22 protein-coding genes and 2 pseudogenes are annotated in these 25825 nt (G+C 60.2%); 10 read left to right on the top strand and 14 right to left on the bottom strand.

What is annotated here, in order from left to right; all coding sequences use genetic code 11:
• Positions 1-15 precede the first annotated feature (15 nt).
• The gene (locus tag ASE80_RS17245) at positions 16-684 is read right to left on the bottom strand and encodes a DUF3313 domain-containing protein (RefSeq protein WP_056859995.1); all 669 of its coding nucleotides are present in this window, start codon (positions 682-684) and stop codon (positions 16-18) included.
• A gap of 286 nt (positions 685-970) precedes the next feature.
• Here ASE80_RS17245 and ASE80_RS17235 point away from each other — a divergent pair, with 286 nt between their 5' ends.
• The 4 genes and pseudogenes from ASE80_RS17235 to ASE80_RS17220 all read left to right on the top strand — a co-directional run.
• Complete coding sequence (locus ASE80_RS17235; RefSeq protein WP_056859993.1) at positions 971-2302, top strand: sensor histidine kinase; 1332 nt, start codon at positions 971-973, stop codon at positions 2300-2302.
• The gene (locus ASE80_RS17230; protein ID WP_056859992.1) at positions 2299-2682 is read left to right on the top strand and encodes a response regulator; all 384 of its coding nucleotides are present in this window, start codon (positions 2299-2301) and stop codon (positions 2680-2682) included. Before ASE80_RS17235 ends, ASE80_RS17230 begins: the two co-directional genes overlap by 4 nt.
• A 9-nt stretch (positions 2683-2691) precedes the next feature.
• Positions 2692-3942 carry an EAL domain-containing response regulator gene (locus tag ASE80_RS17225; protein ID WP_056859991.1) on the top strand — a complete coding sequence of 417 codons (1251 nt, stop codon included), beginning with the start codon at positions 2692-2694 and terminating at the stop codon, positions 3940-3942.
• Between the two features lie 165 nt (positions 3943-4107).
• Positions 4108-4293, top strand: a pseudogene (locus tag ASE80_RS17220) (haloacid dehalogenase type II); the annotation flags it as partial.
• A 12-nt stretch (positions 4294-4305) separates the two neighbouring features.
• On the opposite strand, the gene ASE80_RS17215 reads toward ASE80_RS17220, so the two are convergent.
• Together ASE80_RS17215 and ASE80_RS17210 are read right to left on the bottom strand one after the other, a co-directional pair.
• Positions 4306-5067, bottom strand: coding sequence for an N-acetylmuramoyl-L-alanine amidase (locus tag ASE80_RS17215; RefSeq protein ID WP_056859989.1), 762 nt, complete (start codon positions 5065-5067; stop codon positions 4306-4308).
• Between the two features lie 170 nt (positions 5068-5237).
• On the bottom strand, positions 5238-6236 hold the full coding sequence (locus ASE80_RS17210; protein WP_056859988.1) for a succinylglutamate desuccinylase/aspartoacylase domain-containing protein: 999 nt from the start codon (positions 6234-6236) through the stop codon (positions 5238-5240).
• Between the two features lie 90 nt (positions 6237-6326).
• Here ASE80_RS17210 and ASE80_RS31465 point away from each other — a divergent pair.
• A pseudogene (locus tag ASE80_RS31465) lies at positions 6327-6866 on the top strand (TetR/AcrR family transcriptional regulator); the annotation flags it as partial.
• Here ASE80_RS31465 and ASE80_RS17200 read toward each other — a convergent pair.
• The 6 genes from ASE80_RS17200 to ASE80_RS31895 are packed head-to-tail and all read right to left on the bottom strand — an operon-like array spanning position 6822 to position 12099.
• A complete protein-coding gene (locus ASE80_RS17200; RefSeq protein ID WP_056859987.1) occupies positions 6822-7820 on the bottom strand; it encodes a DMT family transporter in 999 nt (332 codons plus the stop codon). The pseudogene ASE80_RS31465 and the gene ASE80_RS17200 overlap by 45 nt on opposite strands.
• Positions 7817-8515, bottom strand: coding sequence for an ABC transporter permease (locus tag ASE80_RS17195; protein ID WP_056859986.1), 699 nt, complete (start codon positions 8513-8515; stop codon positions 7817-7819). Before ASE80_RS17195 ends, ASE80_RS17200 begins: the two co-directional genes overlap by 4 nt.
• Before the next feature lie 7 nt (positions 8516-8522).
• Positions 8523-9227: an ABC transporter permease gene (locus ASE80_RS17190; RefSeq protein WP_056859985.1), complete on the bottom strand. Its 705-nt coding sequence runs from the start codon at positions 9225-9227 to the stop codon at positions 8523-8525.
• Positions 9227-10081, bottom strand: coding sequence for a transporter substrate-binding domain-containing protein (locus ASE80_RS17185; protein ID WP_026013821.1), 855 nt, complete (start codon positions 10079-10081; stop codon positions 9227-9229). Before ASE80_RS17185 ends, ASE80_RS17190 begins: the two co-directional genes overlap by 1 nt.
• A gap of 24 nt (positions 10082-10105) precedes the next feature.
• On the bottom strand, positions 10106-10867 hold the full coding sequence (locus ASE80_RS31900; RefSeq protein WP_133257292.1) for an ABC transporter ATP-binding protein: 762 nt from the start codon (positions 10865-10867) through the stop codon (positions 10106-10108).
• Positions 10864-12099 carry a pyridoxal phosphate-dependent aminotransferase gene (locus ASE80_RS31895; RefSeq protein WP_236708846.1) on the bottom strand — a complete coding sequence of 412 codons (1236 nt, stop codon included), beginning with the start codon at positions 12097-12099 and terminating at the stop codon, positions 10864-10866. The genes ASE80_RS31900 and ASE80_RS31895 overlap by 4 nt, the downstream gene beginning before the upstream one ends.
• Before the next feature lie 409 nt (positions 12100-12508).
• Here ASE80_RS31895 and ASE80_RS17170 point away from each other — a divergent pair, with 409 nt between their 5' ends.
• Positions 12509-17422 (top strand): glycosyltransferase family 32 protein, encoded by a 4914-nt coding sequence (locus tag ASE80_RS17170; protein WP_236708845.1) that lies wholly within the window; start codon positions 12509-12511, stop codon positions 17420-17422.
• Between the two features lie 71 nt (positions 17423-17493).
• The gene (locus ASE80_RS17165) at positions 17494-18846 is read left to right on the top strand and encodes a cation:proton antiporter (protein WP_056859984.1); all 1353 of its coding nucleotides are present in this window, start codon (positions 17494-17496) and stop codon (positions 18844-18846) included.
• On the opposite strand, the gene ASE80_RS31135 is transcribed toward ASE80_RS17165, so the two are convergent.
• The 3 genes from ASE80_RS31135 to ASE80_RS17155 all read right to left on the bottom strand — a co-directional run bounded on the left by ASE80_RS31135 (position 18837) and on the right by ASE80_RS17155 (position 19818).
• Positions 18837-18977 (bottom strand): hypothetical protein, encoded by a 141-nt coding sequence (locus tag ASE80_RS31135; protein WP_164488403.1) that lies wholly within the window; start codon positions 18975-18977, stop codon positions 18837-18839. The two genes, ASE80_RS17165 and ASE80_RS31135, sit on opposite strands and share 10 nt — an antisense overlap.
• 11 nt (positions 18978-18988) lie before the next feature.
• Positions 18989-19201 carry a hypothetical protein gene (locus tag ASE80_RS17160; protein WP_056859983.1) on the bottom strand — a complete coding sequence of 71 codons (213 nt, stop codon included), beginning with the start codon at positions 19199-19201 and terminating at the stop codon, positions 18989-18991.
• 71 nt (positions 19202-19272) lie between these two features.
• Positions 19273-19818 (bottom strand): hypothetical protein, encoded by a 546-nt coding sequence (locus ASE80_RS17155; RefSeq protein ID WP_056859982.1) that lies wholly within the window; start codon positions 19816-19818, stop codon positions 19273-19275.
• Between the two features lie 375 nt (positions 19819-20193).
• On the opposite strand from ASE80_RS17155, the gene ASE80_RS17150 reads away from it, so the two are divergent.
• The 3 genes from ASE80_RS17150 to ASE80_RS17140 all read left to right on the top strand — a co-directional run bounded on the left by ASE80_RS17150 (position 20194) and on the right by ASE80_RS17140 (position 23093).
• Entirely contained in the window at positions 20194-21603 is a 1410-nt protein-coding gene (locus ASE80_RS17150) for a circularly permuted type 2 ATP-grasp protein (RefSeq protein ID WP_056859981.1), read from the top strand.
• Positions 21604-21605: 2 nt separating this feature from the next.
• Positions 21606-22556 (top strand): alpha-E domain-containing protein, encoded by a 951-nt coding sequence (locus tag ASE80_RS17145; protein WP_056859980.1) that lies wholly within the window; start codon positions 21606-21608, stop codon positions 22554-22556.
• A 108-nt stretch (positions 22557-22664) separates the two neighbouring features.
• Positions 22665-23093 (top strand): nuclear transport factor 2 family protein, encoded by a 429-nt coding sequence (locus ASE80_RS17140; protein WP_056859979.1) that lies wholly within the window; start codon positions 22665-22667, stop codon positions 23091-23093.
• A gap of 122 nt (positions 23094-23215) precedes the next feature.
• On the opposite strand, the gene msrA is transcribed toward ASE80_RS17140, so the two are convergent.
• Positions 23216-23911, bottom strand: a complete 696-nt coding sequence (msrA, locus tag ASE80_RS17135; protein ID WP_056859978.1) for a peptide-methionine (S)-S-oxide reductase MsrA — start codon at positions 23909-23911, stop codon at positions 23216-23218.
• Between the two features lie 133 nt (positions 23912-24044).
• Positions 24045-25805, bottom strand: coding sequence for a cytochrome c biogenesis protein DipZ (locus ASE80_RS17130; protein ID WP_056859977.1), 1761 nt, complete (start codon positions 25803-25805; stop codon positions 24045-24047).
• Positions 25806-25825 lie beyond the last annotated feature (20 nt).

Here is a 25825-nt window from a genome sequence, read left to right as displayed (position 1 = left end):
TGCCACAGTCAGTTCTCAGGGCTTTTTGAGCTTCACAAACGACTGATGCAAGTCCGACGCCCAGCCGTCGATCACGCTTTTCACGTCATCGGCCTTCATCACCTGCGAGTCGTTGGACAACGGCTTGCCGGTGCCTTTGCGCACCACCTGGGCAATCACTTTTGCACTGCCGCCGTCGAGGAACTGCGCCTCGGTGCCTAGGGTGGTTTCCTGGTCACGAATGCCGGTGCCGGTGCTCACCGCAGCTGCCACCAGCGCCACAGGCACGTACTCGTAGGGCTTGAGGCTTTCGGTCTTGCTGCTGACGGCGGTAATGGCCGCGCGCACCACGATCACACCCGGGCCTGTCGCGTTGGCCAGCGGCAGCGACTTGGCCAGCTCACGCTTGAGCGCCTGGTTGTAATAGGTGTTGATGCCGTTGAGGGTGCTTTCCGGGATTTTTGCGGTGGCTTGGGGCTTGGGGTAGAACTGCGTCGGTTCAATGAACACCGCCGTGTAGGTATTCAGCTTCAGGTCGGGGTCAACCCAGCGCATCACCTCGACCCCTGAAGGCGACTTCGCCTCTTTGAGGTGGCTGTAGTCCGAGAGAAAGCCTGAATACTCGTCCGGTTGCGTTACCTTGCTGGCACAGCCGACCATTGCGATTGCAACGCACAGCGTGCTGATCATTAGCCTTGATTTCATCATTGAACTCCCTGGCAGTCATCGTCGAGACCTTGAACTGTAGGTATAGCCAACTTTGTCAAATCAGCCTCGACCCTCTGCGCTCGCAACGCCCAGCCTTGGACTGATCTATCCGTTTGAAGGCTGAAAATTTGCGGAGGGACGCTTTCAGCCTTCGAATCGCCATAATCTCTGCTATTGTCCAAAGACCTCATCTCCTCCTCATCGCTTCAACGCGATCTTCTGTGAGCATGCTCTGCGACACCGCTGTGGTGGTGTCGGGCCCGAATGTCACGGAAGTCAAGCGATGGACTCAGCCTTACCCGACCCGCCGCAATCGCGCGCAGAAAAGATCGTCGAATTCAAACGCCAGAAAACCCTGCTCAAGACCGGCGCGCTGCAAGACGCCATCTTCAACAGCGCGTATTTCTCCAGCATCGCCACTGACGAAAAAGGTGTGATCCAGATCTTCAACGTCGGCGCCGAACGTATGCTCGGTTATGCCGCCGTCGACGTGGTCAACCGCATTACTCCCGCCGACATCTCCGACCCCGGCGAGCTGATCACCCGCGCCGCCGCCCTCAGCCAGGAACTCGACACGCCCATCACCCCAGGCTTCGAAGCCCTGGTATTCAAGGCCTCGCGGGGCATCGAAGACATCTACGAGCTGACCTATATCCGCAAGGACGGCAGTCGCCTGTCGGCCATGGTCTCGGTCACAGCCTTGCGCAATCGCCACGATACGATCATCGGCTACCTGTTGATCGGCACCGACAACACGGCGCGCAAGCAGGAGGAACTCGAACGCCAGGGTTTTGAACGCGCGCTGGAAGAAAAGAACCTGGAACTGGAACACGCCAACCATATGAAGTCCGAGTTCCTCGCCACCATGTCCCACGAATTGCGCACTCCGCTGAACGCGGTGATCGGCTTTTCCGAGGCGCTCAAGGACGGCCTGGTGGGTGACATGAGCGATATTCAGCGCGAATACATCGGCGATATTTTCACCAGTGGCCAGCACTTGCTGTCGCTGATCAACGACATTCTCGACCTGTCCAAAGTCGAGGCCGGGATGATGGACCTGGAACTGGAGCCGGTTGAACTCGCAGGCTTGCTGGCCAACAGTTTGTTGATCGTGCGCGAAAAAGCCGCCCAGCAACGCATCCAGCTGAAACTCGACAGCCAGGGTGACTTCGGCACCCTCGCGCTGGACCTGCGCAAGACCAAGCAGATCATCTACAACCTGCTGGCCAATGCGGTGAAGTTCAGCGCGCACGGCAGCTGCGTGACCCTGGCGGTGCGTGAGGTCAGCCGCGATCAAGTCGGGCAGATTGCCGGCGACTGGCCCGTGCACAGCTTTGCCCTGTCACCCAGTGCGCAACAGCAGTTCCTTGAATTGAGCGTGAGCGATACCGGTATCGGCATTGCCGTGGACAACATGGGCAAACTGTTCAAGGCCTTCAGCCAGATCGACAGCAGCCTGGCGCGCAAATTCGAAGGCACCGGCCTGGGCCTGGCCATGGTCAAGCAGTTGACCGAACTGCAGGGCGGCAGCGTGGCGGTAGCCAGCCAACCCGACCTGGGCGCACGCTTTGTGGTGTGGTTGCCATTGCATCGCGCCAGAGAGGCCAGCGAATGACCGACATCCTGATCGTCGAAGACAACGAGGCGAACATGCGCCTGGCACGCCTGTTGCTGGTCAATGCCGGGTACAACGTGCTGTGGGCCGCCGACGCCGAAACCGGCCTGACCCTGGCCCGCGAACAGCAACCGGCGCTGATCCTGATGGATATCCAATTGCCCGGCATGGATGGCCTGGCGGCAACGCGCTTGTTGAAACAAGACCCGCACACGGCGCACATCCCGGTGATCGCCCTGACCGCCATGGCCATGAAGGAAGACAGCGAAAAAACCCGCCAGGCCGGCTGCGACGCGTATGTCAGCAAGCCCCTGAGCTACAAAGAGCTGTACCGCGTGATCGCCACCCTGCTACCCCCACACATCACATCCTCTGTATGAGTCCTCTCCATGGCCAGCTCACCCGCAACGCTGTTGATCGTTGATGACGAACCCCAGGTTCGCAAGCTGCTGGAAACCCTGCTGCAACATGAGGGCTACCAGACCCTGACCGCCAGCAGCGGCGAAGAAGCCTTGCAATTGGTGGCGCAGCAGCCGCCCGACCTGATCCTGCTGGACATCATGATGCCAGGCATGGACGGCTATGAAGTCGCCAGCCAACTCAAGGGCAATGCCACTACTGCGAACATCCCGATCATCATGCTCACGGCGCTCAGCGAGTCCGAGGCGCGGGTCAGTGGCTTGGAAACCGGGGCCGAAGAGTTCCTCAGCAAGCCGGTGGAGCACATCGAGTTATGGCTGCGGGTGCGCAACCTGCTGCGACTCAAGGCCCACGGTGATCAATTGAAAACCCATAACCTGATGCTCCAACAGCAACTGCAGGATCAGACCCACGAAACCGTGCATGACCTGGCCCGCGAGGCGCTGGAAGACGACCTGCGTCTGGCGGTCGAGCGCAGCGATTTCACCCTGTATTACCAACCCAAGGTCGAGCTGGCCAGTGGTGCCGTGTGTGCCCTTGAAGCCCTGCTGCGCTGGGACCGCCCCGGCCACGGCGCGGTGTCGCCGGCAGTGTTTGTGCCGCTGCTGGAAACCCTGGGCCTGATTGTGCCCGTCGGCCGCTGGGTCATCGACAACGTGTGCCGGCAGATCGCCGCGTGGCAATGCAGCGATATTGGTGCGGTGGAGGTCTCGGTGAACGTCTCCGGGCATCAATTGATTGAAGGCGACCTGATTGCCGATATCGCCAGCAGCCTGAAAAATACCGGCGTTGAGGCCCATTGGCTGGAGGTGGAACTGACCGAAAGCTCACTGATGGAAAACACCCAGCACACCATCGCCAGCCTGCAACGCCTGCGCGCGATGGGCGTGAAAATCTCCATCGACGATTTCGGCACCGGCTATTCCAGCCTGGCCTACCTGCGGCGCTTCCCGATCGACACGCTGAAAATCGACATTGCGTTTATCCGCGAAGTCACCAGTAACCCGCAAGACGCAGCCATTACCCGCACCATCATTGAACTGGCCCACAGCCTGGAATTGCGCGTGGTGGCCGAAGGCGTCGAATCCCAGGCGCAATTGGCGTTTCTGAAGGCAGCCGGCTGCGATCAAATCCAGGGCTACTTGTTCAGCAGGCCGTTGCCGATGCAAGAGCTTGAGCGTTTGCTCCTGGAAAAACGCAGCCTGGAACGCGGCTGGTGATGCCGAGCCCCTAGGCCTATGCTGCGGCTGTATTCCCCTGTGGCGAGCAGGCTTGTCCTGCGTTGGGCTGCGAAGCGGCCCTAATCCAGGCGCTGAGTGGTTTCAGGTAAAACTGCGGTGCCTTAATTGGGGCTGCTGCGCAGCCCAACGCAGGGCAAGCCTGCTCGCCACAAAGTGGTGCATATCTGCGCCACCCCACACTTGGATCACGCGGCGGCACGGGATATTGGCTTTCGTTGTGTATGGATCGACCGTGGCACCGGCCGCCAATTGCTGGCCGATTACACTCCGGATGCGATTCTGCCGATGCTCGACGGCATATCTGAGCTATTCAAATCTCTGGGTTGGTGAGCCACACCACAATCAGCGGAAATACTTATGGATCAACGCATATAAGGCGGCCGCGGTTTCTGCGTCCAGAAAACCGTCGTATTTTTCCGGGCGAAAGTGCGACTGAAATGCACGAATCAAATTGGCGTAACCGCTTTCACTGGATGACGCTGACGTGTCATACCCATATCGGCTCAAGTTACTGATGACGTCGGCTTTACTGGGCAGGTTTTGCGCGAATTGCGCCTGATAGTTTTGCATGATTGATTCTTCATACCAGGCGCCTACACCCGCAGCGTAGAGCGCCTTCCACGGAAAAGCGGGCCCCGGGTCACGTTTCCTGCCAAGCGCAATATCACTGTGCCCGACAACATTGGTCGCAGTGATATCCGGATGGCGGTCAATGATGCCCTTTGCCAGTTCTATTACTGCGGCAATTTGTGTGGGGTCATAAGCCGGAAAGCTAAACAGACCACGGTCATCTTTAGCCAGGTTCACGATTTCAATACCGATTGAGGTGTCATTTAGATTATTGCGTCCAGCCCACTGACTGACGCCTGCATGCCACGCGCGTTGATTTTCATCGACCAGATTGAAAATACGTTTGTCATTGAACCTGGCGGTATATTCCTCCTTAGAGTAATCGGGAATCAGATAATGGGCGCTGACCGATGGCCCCGTCAGAGCCGCAACCGAGGTATTAAAGTCGATGGCTGTATAGTGCATCACCAAAAAACGAATACGCCCGTTGAACCCTTCAACCGAGCGAAAGCTGCTGTTATCAATCTCATACATAACAATCTCCTTTTGTTAATTCACTGACTGCCCATTCCACCTCCTGTTAACTTAAACGATAGGACGGGTATAAAAACCTGTGATAAGTGACAGGCTTTTATACTCTTTTGAAGTAACGGCTACACCGTTTCTCTTCGAACGCGCAGCTCACTCAATGGCGCTGATATAACCTAAGGGTCCAGCACCCCACCGCTGTAGCTGTCCGACAACCGTGTGCCGGTGAATTTGGCCACCACCGACCCCTGGGCCACCAGGCGTTCACGGTGGCCTGTCACCCTGCGGCCGGTTTGTGCGGCCCGCAAAATCACTTCCGAAGACGGGTCGCCAGGGCGGCCGATGATGCGCGCGAAACGCTCGCCCTCTTCAACCGGGTCACCCAGGCCTTTTTCAAACACCAGCACGCCGGCGCAGGGCGCCAGGACGGTTTCCATGCAGCCCATGTCCACCACCTCGCCCTGCCATTCGCGGATGCGGGCGACTTCATCAATCACGCCATTGATGCACAGCCACGCCCACAGGCCGTCGGCGTCTTGTTGCGCGAGCGCGTCACTGACATCCGCCTGCCCGCGCAGCTCGACAGTTGCAGCCAAGCGCGGCGCAGCGTGGTTGATGATGGTTTCTTCAAAGGAGCCGTCACCGCCTTCATCCCACACAATCACCACCTCGACCTGCAACGCGGCCGCCAGTGCCAGGCCGTGTTCGGGCCAGAAGCTGCGATGAATGTAGAGGTACGGCAAGGCCTCATCGTCGGTGTGCAAGTCCAGCACCAGGTCGGCGTCGGAAGCCAACTGCACCAAACTTTTTTGCCAGTGCGCCAGGTTGCTCGCCGGGCGTTCCATGGCCAGGGAATGATCGAACGCACGGTTGAAGTTTTGCCCGGTGGCCTCATGGAAACGCCCGAGCAATTTGCCCTGGCGAAACTGGCCAATGCCAAAGGGGTTGGCCTGGGGCACCACGGTCACGCTGCCGCGCAAACGGCCCTGCGCCTGGCATGCCTGCAAGCGCGGCAGCAGTTGGTGCAGCACCAGCATGCCGGCGATTTCATCGGCGTGTACGCCAGCCTGCAGGTGCACCTTGGGGCCACTGCCGTCGCCTTCAAAGCGCCAGGCGCCGATGTGCAGCGTGTTGCCGGCATCGCCTGGCACCTGCCACGAAAGGTCTTTTGCCATGTCTTGCCCTCCTCTGATCATTTAATCGCTAGAGATTGAACACACGTTCAATTAACCTGAGCACTCCGGTCTTACATCAAAGGCATTCCCGTGACTGTCGACCCTCCCAAACTGCGCCGCGCCGACCCCGATGAACGCCGTGACTTATTGGTTGCCGCTACCCTCACCTGCCTGGCCCGCGACGGCCATGCCGGGATTTCGGTGCGCCGCATCGCCGCCGAAGCCGGGGTGTCGGTGGGCTTGCTCAACCACCATTTCGGCAGCATCGACGCGTTGATCGCCGAGACCTACCACAAGCTCGCCAATGAGCTGACCAGCGCGTTATGGGCGCAAGTCGAGCTGGCCGAAGGCGCCGCCGCGCGTCTGGACGCGTTTCTGCGCGCATCGTTTTCGCCACGGGTGATGGACCCCGACCTGCTCGGTGTGTGGGTGGTGTTCTGGAGCCTGATCCGCCACTCGCCCCACGTAAACCAGTCCCACGAAAACAGCTACCGCGCCTACCTGGCGCTGATCCAACAGCTGTTGGACGACCTGGCGCGCAGCGAAAACCTCAAGATCCACGACAGCCACCTGGCGGCCATCGGCCTATCGGCGATGCTCGACGGGCTCTGGCTCGAGGGGTGTCTGAACCCCGGCACGTTCAGCCCCGCCAACGGGCTGCACATCTGTCGCTGCTGGGTACAGGGGTTGCGTCACGGCGCATTCGGCGCCGACCACGTCCTGTGATTCCGGGTGGCGGGCGCTGAGCATGGCCAGGGTGCCGCTGACCGCGATCAACACCGCGCCGATGATCAGCGACACATCCATCGACGTGCCCCAGATCAGGCTCGACAGCAAAAACGCCCAAATCAACCCGGTGTATTCGAACGGCGCCAGCAAGGTCGCCGTGGCCCGACGGAAACTCGCAAACAACAAAAACTGGCCGATGCCGCCGACCAGACCTGCGGCCAGCATTCCCAGCCAGGCCGGGGTCGGCGCCGTGGTGTGGGTCCAGGGCAAGGTCACCGCCATGCACATCACGAACACCACGTTGGTGATCAGCATCTGTTCCAGCACCGAGGTTGCCGGGTCGACCTGGCGCAGCTGGATATAGGTGAACGCCCAGCACAACGCGGCGGCCAATGTCAGCACGATGGGCAGCGGATCGACCATGTTGCTGGGGCGACAAGCGATTACCACGCCGACAAAGCCGATGATCAACGCCACCCATTGCCCACGGCTGGCACGCTCCTTGAGGATCAGCGCAGCCAGCAGCGTGACCATGATCGGCGCGGAGAAATACAAGGTGGTCATTTCCGCCAGGGTCAGGTCCTTGGCGGCGGTGTAATACAGCAGCCACGCCAGCAGCGAGAGCAGCCCGCGAATGATCAGCAGCTTGCGGCTCACCGAGGTCCATGCCCGGCGCAACAGGCCCATGCGGCCGGCGATCACACAGGCACCGACCACCACCAGGCTGCGCCAGAACAAAATGCTGAACACCGAATAATCGGCCACCAGCCATTTGATCACCGCGTCCTGCAACGCCAGGAACGCGTAGGCCAGTGAGCACAGGGCAATGCCCTGCAGCGCGCGGTCCTGTTTCATCCCGTCGACCTGCGCAACGGCGTGCCGCGCCGTTCGGCGATGGCGTAGACGCCCTCGATCAGGAAGGTCAGGCACAGGTAAACACTGGCCACGAGCAGCAAGGGTTGATAAATCTGCAAGGTCTGCGCACGCACCACGTTAGCCGCGCCCAGCAGGTCGACCACGGCGATGGTCGACGCCAGCGCCGTGGATTTGAGCAGCATCACCGTCTCACCGGCCAGGGTCGGCAACAGCAGGCGCATCGCCCGTGGCAGGCGCACCCGCAGCAGCGCCTGACGCGGGGTCATGCCGAACGCCGAAGCGGCTTCCATCTCACCCTTGGGCACCGCCAGCAGGCCCCCGCGAATCACTTCACCGACATAGGCGCCCACTGACAGCACCAGGGCAAACACGATGTACCAGTAGCCGTCACGCAGGAACGGCCACACAAAGCTGCCCCGAATCATCGGGAACTGGGCAAACAGGCTGCCCAGGCCGTAGTAGAAAATGTAGATCTGGATCAGCAGCGGCGTACCGCGCAGCACACTGGTGTAGGCCAGCGCACTGCGCGCCAGCCATTTGCGGCGTGACAACCGTGCCAACGCCACCAGCACCGCCAGGGCAAAACCCAGCACAGCGCTGATCAACAGCAACGACAAGGTGGTCTGCAAGCCCTTGGCGATCAGCCCCGCGTAGTAACTTATCCACTCAGGCATGCGTGCCTCACTCGACAACCGGCATCCAGCGACGGATACGTCGCTCCAGGCGCCCGGACAGGTAGTTGGAAGCCAGCGTCACCAGGTAATACAAGGCAGCGGCCGTGAGGTAGAACAGCAAATAATGACGCGTGGAACCCGCCGCCTGCTTGGCGGTGTACAGCAGCTCGTTGGTGCCGACCACGCTGATCAAGGCGCTGTCCTTGATCAGGTTGATCCACAGGTTGGACATGCCCGCCAGCGCGTACGGCGCCATGATCGGCAAGGTCACCCGGCGAAACAGGCCAACGCCGCTCAAGCCAAAGGCCCGCGCCGCTTCGATCTGGCCGTGGGGAATCGCCAGGATCGCCGCGCGGAAAATCTCCGACGCGTAGGCACCCTGCACCAGCCCCAATACCAGGATCGCCACCAACGGCCCGCTGATGTTGACCTGGGCAAACCCCAGCCACAGCATCAAGGCATTGAGGCCCATGGAGCCGGCGTAATACAGCAGCAGGATCAGCAGCAGTTCCGGCACCGCGCGAAACACCGTGGTGTAACCGCGCATCAACAGCGCAATCGGGCGCGGCGCACTGAGCTTGGCGCAGGCCACCACGAGGCCGATCAGCAAGCCCACGGCAAATGCGCCGACGGAGATTTGCAGGGTCATCCATAACCCTTTGAGCAGTGCGTTGCCCCATCCTTGGTCACCAAAGCTGAGGAGATCGAGCATTATTCGGTCTTCTGGGCGATTTGCTGGTAGGGGCTGTCACAGGTCTTGCTCACAAACGCCGGCGTGTCGCCGCGCTTGCACGGGCTGACCGACAGGCCGAAGTAGTGCTGGGACAAGTCGTCATAGTCCTTGCTCACCAGCAGCTCGCCGATGGCCTTGTCCAGGCGGGCCTTGAGCGCGGTGTCTTCCTTGCGCAGACCGGCGCCGACGCCACGCCCGATAATCGGGTCGTAGGGCACGCTGGCGATATGCGCCAGGCCGCTGGCTTCGGGGGTCTTGACCATCATGGCGATGGCGGTGTCGTCGGCCATCATGTAGTCGATACGCCCGGCGATCAGGTCGGCATTCGCCGATTCCTGGGTGTCGTAGTACTTGAGGTCAGCGATATTTTCGTAGTACTTCTTCAGGTAGTTGGCGCTGACCGTGGAGATCTGCACGCCGATCAGCTTGCCCTTGAGGCCTTCGGGGGTGATGTCCACCGTGGCGCCTTTGGGGCCTGCCACGCCCAACAGTGAATCGTAATAGGCGCGGCTGAAGGCGATCTGCTTTTCACGCTCATCGGTCACCGACATCGAAGAGAAAATCACGTCGATTTTCTTCGCCAGCAACGACGGAATGATGCCGTCCCACGCCACTTCCTTGATCTGACACTCGGCTTTCATGCCTTCACACAGCTTGTGGATCAGGTCCACTTCAAAGCCCGACCACTGGCCGTTCCCACCTTTTACGGTAAACGGCGGATAGGGTTCGGCCGCCACCGCAAACACAATGGGTTTTTCTGCCGCCAGGGTAAAACCTGCGGTCAACATCAACACTGCACTGCCCAACCACGTTGCCATGCGTTTGCATTTCATGATTTGCCCCGTCTTTTTCTGGAGTTAGCGAGTTTGATGCGCGTTGACGAACTGTCGGCAACGCTCACTGCGTGGGTCGAGGAACACCGCGTCCGGCGTGCCGGTTTCTTCGATCAAGCCTTGGTGCAGAAAAGCCACTTTGGAGGACACATCCCGGGCGAAGGCCATTTCATGGGTGACCAGGATCATGGTGCGGCCCTCTTCGGCCAGGGAGCGGATCACGCGCAGCACTTCGCCCACCAGTTCGGGGTCGAGGGCTGAGGTGGGTTCGTCGAACAGCATGACTTTGGGGCGCATGGCCAGCGCGCGGGCAATCGCCACACGCTGCTGTTGGCCGCCGGACAGGAACGCCGGGAATTCATTGCGTTTGGCGGCCAGGCCAACGCGGTCGAGCAAGGCTTCGGCGCGCTCGATGGCTTCGGCACGGCTTTCGCGCAGTACCTGGGTGGGCGCTTCGATAAGGTTTTCGAGGACGGTGCGGTGCGGCCACAGGTTGAAGTTCTGGAACACCATGCCCAGGGTCGAACGGATACGCACCAGTTGCCTGGCGTCCGCCACCAGTGGCGCGCCGGGCATGCCGTAATTGAGCTTGATGCTTTCACCGTCCACATGAATGCTGCCCTGGTCGGGCACTTCAAGCATATTGATGCAGCGCAACAAGGTGCTTTTGCCCGAGCCGCTGGCGCCGATCAGCGAAATCACCTCGCCTTCATTGGCTGTGAGCGAGATGCCCTTGAGCACTTCGATATTGCCGAAGCGCTTATGCAGGTCGATCACCTCAATCATCTTGCGCGCTTCGACCGGCGGCAGCACCTCGATTTTAGGCGTCGGCGCCACTCGCGGCTCACCGGCAAGCTTGGCGACAAACCCGGCGATACGCTCGCAGGCCTCAGCCAGGCGGGCTTCGCCCAAGGTGAACGACAGCCGCACAAACCCTTGCGCGGGCTCGCCAAACGCCGCGGCATCCAGTACCGACACGCCGGCCTCGCGGAACAGCGCCAGGCAAAATCCAATGAACCCAAGCCCGTGCCGCGCACGTCCACCAGCACAAACATCCCGGCTTGGGGCGCCTGCACCTTGATGCCGGGGCACGCACTCAGGCCGGCAACGACCAGGTCACGGCGGCGCCGGTAGATGTCGAGCATGCCCAGTGTCACTTCATCATGGGCCAGCACGGCTGCCGTGGCGGCTTCCATCACAAACCCCGGCAAACCATAGAGCATGCTCAGCACCAGGGTTTCGGCGTGGCTGATCATGTCCGGCGACGCGATCAGCCAGCCGGTTCGCCAACCGGTCATGGCGTGGGATTTGGACAGGCTGCCGATCACGATGCAACGCTCGGCCATGCCGGGTAACGCGGCGAGGCTGTGGTATTGGCCGTCGAACACCAGGCTTTCGTAGACCTCATCCACCACCACCCACAGGTCGTGGGCAATGGCCAGGTCGGCTATCGCTTGCAGTTCCTGCGGGTTGAGCACCACGCCGGTGGGGTTGTTGGGGTTGGAGAAGAAGATGGCGCGGCTGCGCGGGGTAATGGCGGCGGCGAGCAAGCGTGCATCCAGGCGAAACCCGGACTCCGGCGAGCACGGTACGCGCACCAGGCTGGCGCCGCTGGCGTTGAGCGTAGCTTCGTAGGTGACGTACATCGGGTCGAGCACCAGCACTTCATCACCGGCTTGCAACAGGCACAGGGAACTGATGAACAACGCGTTCTGCGCGCCGGGCACGATGATCACGTTTTCGGCGCTCAGTGAGCGCGCCAGAGTCTTGCTGTAGCGCGCTGCGACGGCCTCGCGCAGGGCGCTGCGGCCGGGGATTTCGGTGTAGTGGGTGTCGCCGCTGCGCAAGGCGCTGACGGCGGCGTCGGTGATGAACGACGGCGTGGCGAAATCGGGGTCGCCGACGCTGAGGATGATGATGTCTTCGCCCTGGCTGGCGGCCTGGAACGCTGCGTGGTGGATGTCCCAGGCGGCGACGCCCTGCCCTGCAATTCGTTCGACGAAGGGGGAAAACCGCATGCCAGAGCCTCTCGTTCAAGAAGAAAACGCGCGAACCCGGTTGTGTGCAAACGGGTGGATGCGGTCAACATAGTGCAAACTGAACAGTCGTTCAATGGGTATGTTTGAGAGGGTGTCGTTTATCGAGTGAACAGGTCGTGAATAACATTCTCCTGGGTCTGTGAGCATAAGCTGAAGGTCTGCTTTTCTGTGGGAGCTGGCTTGCCTGCTCCCACCTTTGACCGAGTATGGCTCTGCTGGAAACACATTGAAACTGGACCAGCAGGCTGGCCTGTGGGGGCAGAAATATAGAGCAACGACATAATCGGCGGGTCGAGGGAATCAATCCGGGGCGGTTGTCACGCAGGAGAAACACTCCGTAATCACCCCAGGCCAAGGGTGTGTTTCCACACGCCAAAGGACGCCCCCTATGAACAGCATTTCCAGGCAGATCATCGCCGCGCCTCAAGCGGGTCCAGCTATGTCGCTACTCCCGCCGCTTTCACGGCCCAAACGTGACACCGCTTCCCCGCAGGAAGAGCAGGCCACCACACGCGCCAATGGAGACAGCGAACTGGCAATGCAATACGCCATCGCCCTGAACCTGGCTGGCCGTCGTACTCATGTTAAAGACCTCGATCACATTCCTCCCCACTCCACCTTTGGCCAATGGTGGCGGCACTTGCATGATGCCTTCCAAGCGCCCGATGTTCAGCAGTGGATGAAAGCCCTGGGAGTTGATACCACCTCGATAAAAATCGATGCCAAGTCAGGGCGAATATCCTTTTACCTTGAGCACTTTATTGACCCGCTGCGCACGTTGCACACGCTGGGTCAGGACGACAGCCAGTGGGCGGCTCTGAGCGGGCCTATCCTCCGGGCCGCGAGCGTCATAGAGGGCGAATTAGCTTTTGCACCTCCCGTCAATACCCCGGACGCGCCTGTACCCTGGCAGTTGGTCGGCCGATTTTATCAGGAGCCACAGAACCTGACGCTGTCTGGCATGCTCAAGCGAGCGGACGAAATCAGCCACCGGACGTATACCTTCAAGCGCCTCGACCCAACCCGCTTTACGGACAAGATCCAGGCGCGCAGCGAAGAAACACTTCAGCATCAGAAAGCGGCGCTCGGTGACATCCACAACTGGCACCGGGCGGGCACTGCACTGCAACGCCTGGCGATGGCCCTGGAAGATGGCAGTAAAAAAATCGAGGAGCTCCAGACCGAACTTCAGCAGCCACTCCCTCTGTCCGCAGACAGTACCTACCGGCCAACGGGCAGTGGCGCCCCAACTGAAGTCAGCCTGCAGCAGTTTCTGCAGGATCATGGCTGGGACATTCCCACCCACTCCGAGCAGCTTGAGAACCTGGCCAGCGCCCTCCTCGCGCCGAATTTAAAGTCCGCCACCCATGGCAATCTAGGGGGCGCGTCAGCATGGCCCGAACCGCTGGCGCCTGACGACCAGGCACAACTGAGGATGTCGATAAGCGCGGGAAAATTCGGCGATCTCACTTTGAAACCCTTCAAGAATGTCCTGGACTATCTGCTCAATGGCAGACCGATCTCCGCGGAGGAACAGCTCAATCCGCGACAACTGATCGACAGTTTGGTCAGCTCACCCAGAGGCACGGCACTGGGCGAGGCCATTCAGGCCACATTCGAAGCACGCTCAGTTAAAGGCAGTGCCAACGACTGGCTGCTGGCAGCCTTGGGGGTGGGGAAACACCGCGACGGCGATGGTCAAGGGCGTATCGAAGGCTACACGCTGGTATCAGCCACCAACAGCCACAAATCGGCCTCGGCGGTGGTCCAGGAGCTGAAGGAGCATCTGCTCGCCGGCGGCCTCGCCGACTCCGCGCCCGCAGCATCGGTACAGGCCTATATCAGTCTCGCCAGCCGCGCACCGCAGTTCCTGGTCAAGGGTATCCCGAATGAAGTGACGATGGGTTCCCACAGCTGGGTCAGCTTCACCACGGCGGTTGCCCGTGTGGAAGCAAAAGCGCCGGGCGCAACAAGCAGAATGAATTATGCGCAAATCATGTTGGCGGCCAACACGGCACCGATCTCGGACGAGGAGCGCCAGGTTGAATATGCCGCCCAGAACGAAGCGATCAAAACATGGGCGCTTGCCAATGGCATGGGCTATCCGACAACCGATACCGCCCTGACCGAGGTACGCACCGCGTTCGACCAGCATGTCAGAGAACTGAGCGAAGCAGCCGCGCTGCCCCCCCTTGAGACACCGACCACCCAAGCGATTGCGATCGAGTATCTGAAACAAGCGTGCCCGAACATGGACCCGGCGCTGTTCGAGAAAAAGTGCATTACGTCGCAACCTTCCACCCGCGTATTCCCCGGCCCCTACTCACTGTTGGACCTGCTCATCGATGGCAGAGCACTCAGATCCCCGCCGCCCGATTCCGACGACGGAAAGCCTGGGGCATGGGTTTCATCATCAGACGAAATCAATATCAGCGATCTGCTGCCAACCCTCAAAACCCTGCCGGATCCGATCAAGCAATTTAATCAGGACTTTCGCACATACTCTGACGCCGTCAAAAAGGCCACGTCGGCGCAGCTCAAGGTGCTGATTTCGAGATTGCCTCTGGAAGACAGGCAGAATCTGGAGTTCGGTGAAATCGTCGTGCACCAGGACATTCGCTACGACCGTGTGCCTGGCTCCAGTTATAACAAGCGTGTTGAAACAGGCGTGGTGCTGGTCGAGACCCGGCGCACCGTCAACGGTAAAACCCAGAGCATGCAGTATGCAATCAACCGGCTGGAGGGCACTATTACCCGGCAGCGGAGCCAGTTTTATGAAGCACTCTCGCCTGCCAGCCTGGCGTCCACCGGCCCACGTTATATAGCAGACCAGATAACGCCCAGGGGTGAGTCCCCCTCCGGGATAATGGACGAACGCAAAGGCGCCACAGGTGTACCGAAGAGCCTTGCCAGTGCCAGAACCCAATACCTGGCCGATGCATTGATCGAGGATATGAAGTTGCCTGAGCTGGGCGCCTATTCACGAGGAACAACCACCTTTCAGACGGAACACCGCACCACCGAAGCCATTCGTGAGGTCCTGCTGGGCCTGATCCCGTTCAGGGCGGCCCTCAAAAATTTCAACGAGGGCAAGACTGGCGACGGCGTTGTCGACTTGGCGTTCGACATTTTTGGTTTCATGGTCGGCGTCGGCTCCGCCGCCAAGGCCGCAAGAGCTTCATTTGTCGGTGCTTCCTTGCTGTCAAAAGCTGCCATTGCGTTCAAAATTGTTGGACGGGCAGCAGTCGGCGCGCTCAATCCATTGGGCGGTATTGATGACCTCGCACGTGAGGCGATAAGGGGCGTAAAGTTTGTAGCCGGCAAAGCCTATAAAGGTGTCAATTACCTGCGCGGTTCGTACCGCCATGTCAACCTGCTGGAGTTGGCCAAAAAAGCCGATATCGCTGAAGGCACATACCGTGCCGCCAACAGCGCTCGCAGCACTAAAGCTTTGGCCAAGTTCGACGAGGCAACCCAGAAGTGGTACGCCCTGGATCCACGCACGCAACAGGCCTACGGCAAACCGTTGGAGCACTTCGTCCCAGGCGTGCGCAAGCCTGGCGACTCGAACAGTTTGCGAGCAATCGCCAGCGACGACACCCTCCAGACCGCAAGCGAACAGCACGGCCTGGCAGCCACCGGGACGATCCAGGTGGGGCAGGAAACAGTCCAGCGCCAGGCTGTGATGTTCCAAGGCAATTGGCATGAATACGACGCGTTGAAGCAACGCGCCATTGGCCCGCCCTTGAAAGACTTTAAACCTGACCGCGTTGCTGCCAGCGGGGAAGTACGCTCACTGGACAACCTGCACGGCTATGAAACTCGCTACATCGCTGAGGACCAGTTATCGACCAAGGGTTTGCAGAACAATGTGTTTGTCGGCCGCAGTAATCGCGAATATGTGAAGGTCGATGGCAGGCTCTTTGAGTCCCGGGTCAAAGACGGCCAGCGCGTCATCCTCCACCCCAAAGGCACGGCCGCCGATATTCCGGTCAAGGATCTTGGCCCTTCAGGGTGGGCACCTTTGTCCCGATCCGAACGTTTGCTGGGCGGCGCAAGCAGTACACCGACGCCTTTCAGATTGGGGGATGGAACCTACGTAGTGCCGATGGACGGTATTAAAATCGTGGAAACGTCAGGCAATCCTTTCAGGATCAATTACAAAAACGTCGATCAGGAAGTTGCGTTCGATAGCACGGCGGGCGCATGGAGAAGCCCCCACGAACAAGGGCATCACTATTATTGGCGAACGCCCAAAGGCGACTGGCAACGGGGAACACTTGAAGAATCCAGAAAGGCTAAAAAAGCCAGCGACCACCGCTATAACTTTGTTGACGTTTCGTCGATTCCCAGCATTCCCAAACAGCTGGCTCCCGTGCCCAAAACACTGAACTATTTTTGGGCGGGCCAGGAAATACCTGCCCACCTGGTCGATAACATCGCCCAAAACGCCATGCGCACCCCAGGGTATAAATCAGTCCTGCACGTGGACGCTGACAGTCCCGACGTTTTCAAACAAATAGAAAGCAGGCTGAAAGAAAAAGTGCCTGGCATTACGGTGGTCAACCTCAATGAAGATGCCGCATTCAAGCAGTTGAAGAACGGCGAGATGTACAGCTACTTCCGACAAGGGCAAGGCAAGAACCTGGCGGCCGCTTCGGATGTAGCCCGCTACCCGATCATGAATAAGCACGGCGGTTTCTATCTGGATACCGACGATCTCATCCAGAACAACGTCGATGCCGCACAAATAGCAGCAGGCGCCGACGATGTGCTGCTCGGTTTACCGGTGACGCATCAACTGTCCGACTATAAAACGTTCTATAACACCAGCAACTTCGCGACTCGACCTGGCAACCCGGTGCTTGAAGAGATAATTAAGGAGATGAATGAACGTTTTACAACGAACAAATCCTACTTTGTGAATAATCGACCGACTGTCACTCGAGGGCCCGATGGCAAAGTCCAGTTCACCCCGGAGTTCAAGGCTTATGAGGCAAAAATATTCGATACCGTAGGGCCGAATATGTTTAATGACATCCTTAAGACCAAAAGACCCGACATGTACGAATTGGGTTTCGATAGCCTCGCCAAAGAAGCCAAGTTGGTCGATGGCAAGGTCGTGGCGCACGGTCCGGTCGTCAACGTTCACGAAAGCGTAAGTCAGGCCTACGCGCGCCAGGGCCTGGTGCCGCCGATAACGGTGCCGCTCCAGATTCAGAAAACCAAAGAGCATTACTTCCCGCTGCGCTACAAGTTCAGGGTGAGCGTTGGGGCTGACCATTCCTGGATCGATACCTGATCGAACCCGATTGAACCTGCACCGAGCCGTGGCCCTCCAACCGAGATAGACCACGGCCCGGTACATGCTCGATGACGTTTATTTTATGGATGGCCGTACTCGGCGCCGTACTGCTCACCCTCGCCCTCACCTCCTCCTACCTGCGCTGGATGCCGGTGACCACCTCGGCGGTGTGTCTGCTGCTGGGCGTCGCCATTGGCCCGCTGGGCGTCGACCTCCTGGGCTTGAATATCAAAGGCTCGGCGCGCTGGATGGAGCACCTCACCGAAGTCGCGGTGCTGTTCTCTCTATTTGTCAGCGGCTTGAAACTGCGCCTGCCGCTCAAGCATCGTACCTGGCGCGTAGCGTTTGGCATGGCCGGACCGGTGATGCTGCTGACCATCCTCGGTGTCAGCCTGGCGCTGCATTATGTGTTTGCGTTGTCCTGGGGGGTGTCGCTGCTGGTCGGCGCGATTCTGGCACCGACCGACCCGGTGCTGGCCGGGCTGGTCCAGGTCAATAATGCCCAGGACTATGACGCGCTGCGGTTCGGCTTGTCCGGTGAGGCCGGTTTGAATGATGGGACTGCCTTTCCGTTTGTGATCTTTGCCCTGCTGTTCATGCAACACGGCGGGTTTGATGGCGGCTGGTTCGGTGGCTGGGTCCTGAAAAACCTGGTGTGGGCGGTGCCCGCCGGGTTGTTGATCGGTTATTGGATGGGGCGTGGTATCGGCCGTGTGACCCTGTGGCTGCGCATCACCCATGCCGACAGCACTTTGTCACCCAACGACTACCTGACCCTGGCGTTGATTGCCCTGGCCTATGTGGCCGCCGAGGCCGTGGGCGGTTACGGCTTCTTGTCGGTGTTCGCCGCCGGGCTGGGCTTGCGCCAGGCGGAGTTCCGCTCCACGGGGCACTCGCAGACGCCCTCGGAGCATTTGGCGTTGCCGGTGGTGGGCCATCTGGAAGTGGAACCTGAGCGCGCCCTTCAAGGCGATGTGAGTGAACTGCAAGATACGCAAATTGCTGCCGGCGTGATGATGGGCGACATGCTGTCGTTTGGCAGTTTGGTGGAGCGTTCGATGGAAGTGTTCCTGGTGACCGTGCTGGGCATTGTGCTGGCCAGCCATTGGGATTGGCGGGCGCTGCCGGTGGCTGCGCTGCTGTTTTGCGTGATCCGGCCATTCAGCGTGCTGGTCATACCGTGGGGCAGCCTGATCAGCACGCGGCAGCGCGGCTTGATGGGCTGGTTCGGCATTCGCGGTATCGGCAGCATTTACTACCTGTTCTACGCGCTCAACCACGGGCTGGTCGGCACCAGCAGCGCGGTGGCAGTCGACCTGACGATTTCGGTGATCGCCTTGAGCATCGTCGTTCATGGCGTGAGCACCCAACCGATGCTGGCCTGGTATGAACGACGCGCAAAGGTGAACCCTCAGTCCTGATTTTCGGTGTTGCCTACATCCGCTGCATCATCCAGATCGTTCAGCGGTACTTCTGCATCGTCCATCAATGAGCCCGGGTCTTCGTTGCCCGGGTCATTGAGTTCTTCTTCATCATCGAGTTCCTGGGACATGACTGTCTCCTCTAACCGCCTTGGGTGTCGATATCGGCATCGGTTTCAGGCTTGGGCGCACGCTCGGGCTTGAAGTCTGGACTGTAGTCGTTTTCCCGCGCTTTGGGGTCGCTGGCAGGCTTCGGGTCTTTAGGCGCATCGGCAGCGGTGCCGGGCGCCGGCTCGCCGCCATCGATGGCCGGGTCGTTACGGTTGCTGGTTTGGGGGTCGTTACTGGTGTTCATAAATCACCTCTGTGTAAAACGCACACTGCGTAACGTTAAGGTTCCAGGCAGCGCCACGAAGTTCAAATTGCTTAAGACACCGGGTTATCCACCTGGATATAAAACGCATAGGCCCCCAGCAGCACCCAGAACACCATGAACAGCCACGGCGCGCGCATGGAGAACAGCAGCGACTTGCGATAGCCCTTATGGGATGACTCGGTCTCGCAGAACAGCGGTGAATCGTCATAGGCCAGGCCCATCACCGGCTCGCTGCGCAGCAACTCGCTCTGCTTATAGTGCCAGTGGTCGATGATTTCGTAGGCGGCACGAATACCCGGCCAGGCGTTCAGTGAGCTGAGAATGCCCAGGGCGGCCAGAAACGCCGGCACGATCAAGGTAAAAAACTTGCCCCACTCCGGGTTCAGGTTGCCCATGCCCGAGACAAACGCGATCACCAGGAACGACTGGGCCGTGAGGTAGGCGTCGGTGCGGTTGGCCAGGATGCTGGTTTCGTACTGGATTTCACGGCGGTAGAAGTCAAGGCGGTCCTTGGGCGAACCGAAGATCTTGGCATTGTGTTCGCTGTGATCGTCCACGGCAGCGGCCGGGGTGTTGGTAGAGATGATTCTGGGCACGACGTGCTCCACAAGGTGACGAAACTTGTTAGAAGAATCGGGCCTGGGTGAAGTTCAAGTTTGTTCGTGCACCCATTTAACGCATGCGCTGCACCCTTGTAGTGAGCGGGTTTGCGTGGCGAGTGCGTTTATGGCGAGCAAGCTCGCTCACCACAAGGTAATCACTGCTCTGAACACCGTTCCGGCACAGGCATTGCTTAATGCATTCATCTGCCCGGATACAGGAGCATTCGTTACCCCCCGACCCAGAGCCGACCCCATAAGAAAGTAAGGACCAGGCCCGTTGGCACCGTCAGCCACAGGCTCATAAAAATATGCGTTTTTTTAAGCGGCAGTGCCACCCAAGGCAACCCTGGGCACTGACAAGGTACTGGAATGGCTCGATCTTTCTTTGATGAAATGAATGACGCAAACGGCGCCTGCCGTGCGCACTATCAGGATTTCTCCCGCTGGCTGGCCAATACGCCGCCGGAACTGTTGGCCCAACGGCGTCGCGAGGCCGATTTGCTGTTCCACCGCGCCGGGATCACCTTCACCCTCTACGGCGATGAACAAGACACCGAACGCCTGATCCCCTTCGACATCATCCCGCGCAGCATCCCCGCCAGTGAATGGGCCGTGATCGAACGTGGCTGCATCCAGCGCGTCAATGCGCTGAACATGTTCCTTGCCGACATCTATCACGACCAGCGCATCATCAAGGCCGGGATCATCCCGGCGGACCAGGTGCTGGGTAACGAGGGTTATCAGAAGGCGATGGTCGGGCTGGACCTGCACCGCGACATCTACTCGCATATTTCCGGTGTCGACCTGGTACGCGACGGCGACGGCACCTACTACGTGCTCGAGGACAACCTGCGCACCCCCAGCGGCGTGAGCTATATGCTCGAAGACCGCAAGATGATGATGCGCCTGTTTCCGGAAGTGTTCGCCAAACAGCGCATTGCGCCGGTGGACCACTACCCCAATCTGCTGCTCAAGACCCTCAAAAGTTCCAGCCGGCTCGACAACCCCAACGTGGTCGTACTGACGCCGGGGCGCTTTAACAGCGCGTTTTTCGAACATGCGTTCCTGGCGCGGGAAATGGGCGTGGAGCTGGTCGAAGGCGCCGACCTGTTCGTGCACGACCTGAAAGTGTTCATGCGCACCACCGACGGGCCCAAACCGGTGGACGTGATCTACCGGCGTATCGACGACGCCTTCCTCGACCCCAAGGCCTTCAACCCGGATTCCATGCTTGGCGTGCCCGGCCTGGTCGCCGCTTACTGCGCGGGCAATGTGGTGCTGGCCAACGCGATCGGCACCGGCGTGGCCGATGACAAGTCGATTTACCCCTATGTGCCGGAAATGATCCGCTTCTACCTGGACGAAGAACCGGTTCTGCAAAACGTGCCAACCTTCCAGTGCCGCAAGCCGGATGAACTGTCCCACGTGCTGGCGCATTTGCCCGAACTGGTGGTCAAGGAAACCCAGGGCTCCGGCGGCTACGGCATGCTGGTCGGCCCGGCGTCGAGTGCCGCCGAGATCGAGGACTTCCGCCAACGCATCAAGGCACGCCCTCACGCCTACATCGCCCAGCCGACCCTGAGCCTGTCCACTTGCCCTACATTCGTTGAAAACGGCATCGCACCCCGGCACATCGACCTGCGCCCGTTCGTGCTCTCGGGCAAGGAAACCCGCCTGGTGCCTGGCGGGTTGACCCGTGTGGCGTTGAAGGAAGGCTCGTTGATCGTCAACTCGTCGCAAGGCGGCGGAACCAAGGACACCTGGGTGGTGGAGGGCTGAGTATGTTGAGTAGAACCGCCGCAGATCTGTACTGGATGTCCCGTTACCTGGAACGTGCCGAGAACCTGGCGCGCATGCTGGAAGTCAGTTATTCGCTGTCGTTGATGCCCCAGGCGGGGCGCAGTGACGGGCTGGATGAACTGGCCATGTCGCTGCTCAGCAGCGGCACCCTTGACGGTTATCTGGAGCGCCATAAACAACTGGACGCCGAACGCATGCTGCACTTCTTCGCCCTCGACGAAGAAAACCCGGCCAGCATTTACAACTGCCTGCGCGCCGCCCGTGGTAATGCCCACGCGGTGCGCGGGCGCATCACCGCCGACATGTGGGAAAACCTCAACGCCACCTGGCTGGAAATGCGCAGCATCGCCGCCGGCGGCCTGGCGCGCCATGGCATCAGCCACTTCTGTGACTGGGTCAAACAGCGCTCGCACCTGTTTCGCGGGGCCACCTCCGGCACCATCATGCGCAATGACGCCTACCGGTTTATTCGCCTGGGCACCTTTGTCGAACGTGCGGACAACACCTTGCGCCTGCTGGATGCGCGCTACGAGATGTTTGGCGAGGAATCCGAAGAGGTCAGCGACTTGTCGGCGCGCGGTTATTACCAGTGGAGCGCCCTGCTCCGTGCGTTGTCGTCATTCGAGGCTTACACCGAGCTGTACCCGAATGCACTGAATGCGCGCTCGGTCTCGGAATTGCTGCTGTTGCGCAGTGATGTACCGCGCTCACTGCATGCGTGCATCGAAGAGTTGAGCCATATCCTCGCCGACTTGCCCGGCAGCTATGGGCGCACGGCCCAGCGCCTGGCGGCCGAGTTCGAGGCACGCCTGCGCTATACCGGCATCGATGAGATCCTGGAGGACGGCTTGCACAGCCGCCTCACGGACTTTATCGACACCGTGCGCGAACTGGCGCGGGCGATTCACAGCTCGTACCTGGAAGTGGTGTGAGTGCATTCGGGTTACTTATCTGTCAATTCGGGTGATTGACCCTGCTTGAGTGCCGCTCTTATGTTGGGCAGGTGAACGACCTTCCCAACATAAGAACAGGTACAGCCCATGTCCGAACTCCACCTGAACCCCGCCGCCGCCCACACCCTGCAACGCTGGCACACCCTGCTGGCCACTCGCGACCTCACCGCCCTGCCCGAACTGCTCGCGCCTGACGCGGTGTTCCGCTCGCCCATGGCCCACACGCCCTACCCCGGCGCGCCCGTGGTGTCGATGATCCTCAACACCGTGATCAAGGTGTTCGAGGATTTCGCCTATCACCGTGAACTGGCGAGTGCCGACGGGCTCAACGTGGTGCTGGAGTTCAGCGCACGCGTGGGTGAAAAACAGCTCAAGGGCATTGATATGATTCGCTTCAACGAACAGGGGCAGATCGTCGAGTTTGAAGTGATGGTGCGCCCCTTGAGCGGGTTGCAGGCACTGGGTGAAGAGATGGGCCGCCGGCTGGCGCCGTTCCTGGCCAAGGCCAAATCCTGATGACGATCGTTCCCACGCTCCGCGTGGGAATGCCTCTTGTGACGCTCTGCGTCACGTCTTGGGACGCGGAGCGTCCTGGGCTGCATTCCCACGCAGAGCGTGGGAACGATGAGTCCGGGTGGTTATTGGTTTTTGACTAATACCGGCTCGGCACGGTACTGGTCGGGGAACAGTTTCTTGAGCTGCGCCACCTTGGGCAAATCATTGATCACGATGTAAGGGTAAGACGGGTTCTCGGTCAGAAAGTCCTGGTGATAGGACTCCGCCGGGTAAAACGTCTTGCCCATCTCCACCTTGGTCACGATCGGCTTGTCGAAGGCTTTGGCGGCGTCCAACTGGGCGATATAGGCCTGGGCGACTTTTTGCTGTTCGGCATTTTGCGCGAAAATTTCCGAGCGGTACTGGGTGCCGCTGTCCGGGCCCTGACGGTTCAGTTCAGTGGGGTTGTGGGCCACCGAGAAGTAGATCTGCAACAGCTTGCCGTAGCTGACTTTGCTCGGGTCGTAAGTCACCGACACCGACTCGGCGTGGCCGGTATCGCCGTCGCTGACCGACTCGTACTGGGCCGTGTTTGCCGCGCCGCCGTCATAGCCGGACACGGCGTTTTTGACGCCTTGCACATGCTGGAATACGCCTTGCACACCCCAGAAGCAACCACCGGCGACCACTGCGGTTTGCAGGTTGCCGGACTCGGCGGGCAGGTCCATGGCCGGTGGCGCGATCATCACCGCGTCTTCGGCACCCCCGAAGGAGAACGCCGAGCTTTGGCCGACGAAAGCGGCGAAGGCCAGTGCGGGTAAAAATTTGAGCAGCTTCATAAAACTCACTCCAGTACGCGGTCAAGTGTGGGAGCTGGCTTGCCTGCGATAGCGGTGTACCTGCCGACGATGATGTTGGATCTGCCGGTGCCATCGCAGGCAAGCCAGCTCCCACATGGATCAGGTTTTCACTTCAACCGAAGGTGAAGGCATACGCCGACACATGCGGGTCGAGAAATTCGATGCTGAAGGTGCGGTCCTTAACGCCGGCGGGCTGGCGTACCAGTTGGTACAGACGCTGCTCGGTCACCGTGCCACTGCCATCTGGCGCCACATCGGTGCCATGAGCATCGCCTGGGGCCTGGCCATCAATCTTCACCTTGAAGCGCACCGGCTTGCCATCGGCGCCAGGCCCCAGCACAAGGTGCAGGTCACGGGCATGAAAGCGGTAAACCACACGCCCGCCGGCCTGGTCGAGGGTGGCTTGCTGGCCGCCGACATTCCATGGGCCTTCCAGGGTCCAGTTGTTCAGGACCAGGTGGCCGGCCGCCGGGTAATTCACGACTTTGTCGGTGCCTAAGGTGCCGGTCGTGACGAAATTTTCCGCACGTTGAAAGCCCAGGTAGGTTTCCGGCGATTGCACTTCGTTCATGTCCGGCGCCTGCTGCACACCCTTGGCATCAGCCTCGATCAAGCCACCGGCGACGTGGGTTGCACCGGCCTCACGCAGCAGTTGCTGAATCACCCGCTCCGACTCGGCGTAGTCGCCCTCACCAAAGTGGTGATAGCGGATCTGCCCTTTGGCATCGGCAAAGTAATGCGCAGGCCAGTATTGGTTGTTGAAGGCGCGCCAGATCTTGTAGTTGTTGTCGATCGCCACCGGGTAGGTGATGCCCAGGTCTTTCATGGCCTTGGTGACGTTGTTCACATCGCGTTCAAAGGCAAACTCCGGGGCGTGTACGCCAATCACCACCAAACCCTGGTCTTTGTATTTCTCGGCCCAGGCTTTGACGTACGGCAAGGTGCGCAGGCAGTTGATGCAGGAGTAGGTCCAGAAATCCACCAGCACGACCTTGCCCTTGAGGGCCTCAGCCGTCAGCGGCGGGCTGTTGAGCCATTGCACCGCGCCCTCCAGCGGCGGCAGCGAGCCTTCGATCGGCAGTGTGTCGCTGTGGTTGGCAGCCGCCATCATGGCGCCACCGGCCATCATCGCCCCGCTCTTCTGTGCAGGCTTGACGCTCAGTTGATCCACCAGGCTTTGTTCCAGGCCGCCGGTTGAGGCGGTCGACAAGCGCGACAGCACGCCCGTGTCCAGGCCCAGGGCGATGGCAGCCACACCGGCCAGCATCAGCGCACCCAGGCCACGGCGCAGCCATTCACCGGCGCCCAGGGATTTTTTCATCAAGCCAAAGACTTTACCGCCGACCATCAGAGCCAGGGCCAGGGACGTGGCAGCCCCGGCGGCGTAAGCCAGCAAGAGCAAGGTAGTGCCGATACTGGCCCCTTGCAGCGCGGCGCCGGTCAGCACCAGCCCCAGGATGGGCCCGGCGCAAGGCGCCCAGAGCAAACCGGTGGCCACGCCGATCAGGAACGACGCGCCCGGCCGCGGTTTGGCATCGGCCCCGGCGGCTTCCGACAAGCGATTGCCGGCGGCCACCAACGGCCGCGTCAGGCGCTCCGACAGGTGCGGCAGCAACAGCGTGAGCCCGAACAGGGCAACGCACAGCAACGCGAGCCAACGCCCGTATTGATTGACTTGCACCACCCAACCGCCGCCCACCGCAGCCAGTGAGGCCACCAGGGCGAATGTCACCGCCATCCCCGCTAACAGCGGCAAGCCACTGCGCATAAACGGCTGCCCGGTGCGAGCGAAGACAAAAGGCAGAACAGGCAGGATGCACGGGCTGACAATTGTCAGCACGCCGCCCAGATACGCGAGAACCAGCAGCCACATGGGATCGACCCTTATACGAA

This window comes from Pseudomonas sp. Leaf15 (assembly GCF_001421425.1).
In the GTDB taxonomy this organism is placed as follows: domain Bacteria; phylum Pseudomonadota; class Gammaproteobacteria; order Pseudomonadales; family Pseudomonadaceae; genus Aquipseudomonas; species Aquipseudomonas salomonii.
This window is presented reverse-complemented; position numbering and strand designations above follow the sequence as displayed.

Coding starts and splice junctions, on each gene's coding strand:
- ASE80_RS17245 (WP_056859995.1), bottom strand. CDS start 684: ATGAAATCAAGGCTAATGATCAGCACGCTGTGCGTTGCAATCGCAATG.
- ASE80_RS17235 (WP_056859993.1), top strand. CDS start 971: ATGGACTCAGCCTTACCCGACCCGCCGCAATCGCGCGCAGAAAAGATC.
- ASE80_RS17230 (WP_056859992.1), top strand. CDS start 2,299: ATGACCGACATCCTGATCGTCGAAGACAACGAGGCGAACATGCGCCTG.
- ASE80_RS17225 (WP_056859991.1), top strand. CDS start 2,692: ATGGCCAGCTCACCCGCAACGCTGTTGATCGTTGATGACGAACCCCAG.
- ASE80_RS17215 (WP_056859989.1), bottom strand. CDS start 5,067: ATGTATGAGATTGATAACAGCAGCTTTCGCTCGGTTGAAGGGTTCAAC.
- ASE80_RS17210 (WP_056859988.1), bottom strand. CDS start 6,236: ATGGCAAAAGACCTTTCGTGGCAGGTGCCAGGCGATGCCGGCAACACG.
- ASE80_RS17200 (WP_056859987.1), bottom strand. CDS start 7,820: ATGAAACAGGACCGCGCGCTGCAGGGCATTGCCCTGTGCTCACTGGCC.
- ASE80_RS17195 (WP_056859986.1), bottom strand. CDS start 8,515: ATGCCTGAGTGGATAAGTTACTACGCGGGGCTGATCGCCAAGGGCTTG.
- ASE80_RS17190 (WP_056859985.1), bottom strand. CDS start 9,227: ATGCTCGATCTCCTCAGCTTTGGTGACCAAGGATGGGGCAACGCACTG.
- ASE80_RS17185 (WP_026013821.1), bottom strand. CDS start 10,081: ATGAAATGCAAACGCATGGCAACGTGGTTGGGCAGTGCAGTGTTGATG.
- ASE80_RS31900 (WP_133257292.1), bottom strand. CDS start 10,867: ATGATTGAGGTGATCGACCTGCATAAGCGCTTCGGCAATATCGAAGTG.
- ASE80_RS31895 (WP_236708846.1), bottom strand. CDS start 12,099: ATGCGGTTTTCCCCCTTCGTCGAACGAATTGCAGGGCAGGGCGTCGCC.
- ASE80_RS17170 (WP_236708845.1), top strand. CDS start 12,509: ATGAACAGCATTTCCAGGCAGATCATCGCCGCGCCTCAAGCGGGTCCA.
- ASE80_RS17165 (WP_056859984.1), top strand. CDS start 17,494: ATGACGTTTATTTTATGGATGGCCGTACTCGGCGCCGTACTGCTCACC.
- ASE80_RS31135 (WP_164488403.1), bottom strand. CDS start 18,977: ATGTCCCAGGAACTCGATGATGAAGAAGAACTCAATGACCCGGGCAAC.
- ASE80_RS17160 (WP_056859983.1), bottom strand. CDS start 19,201: ATGAACACCAGTAACGACCCCCAAACCAGCAACCGTAACGACCCGGCC.
- ASE80_RS17150 (WP_056859981.1), top strand. CDS start 20,194: ATGGCTCGATCTTTCTTTGATGAAATGAATGACGCAAACGGCGCCTGC.
- ASE80_RS17145 (WP_056859980.1), top strand. CDS start 21,606: ATGTTGAGTAGAACCGCCGCAGATCTGTACTGGATGTCCCGTTACCTG.
- ASE80_RS17140 (WP_056859979.1), top strand. CDS start 22,665: ATGTCCGAACTCCACCTGAACCCCGCCGCCGCCCACACCCTGCAACGC.
- msrA (WP_056859978.1), bottom strand. CDS start 23,911: ATGAAGCTGCTCAAATTTTTACCCGCACTGGCCTTCGCCGCTTTCGTC.
- ASE80_RS17130 (WP_056859977.1), bottom strand. CDS start 25,805: ATGTGGCTGCTGGTTCTCGCGTATCTGGGCGGCGTGCTGACAATTGTC.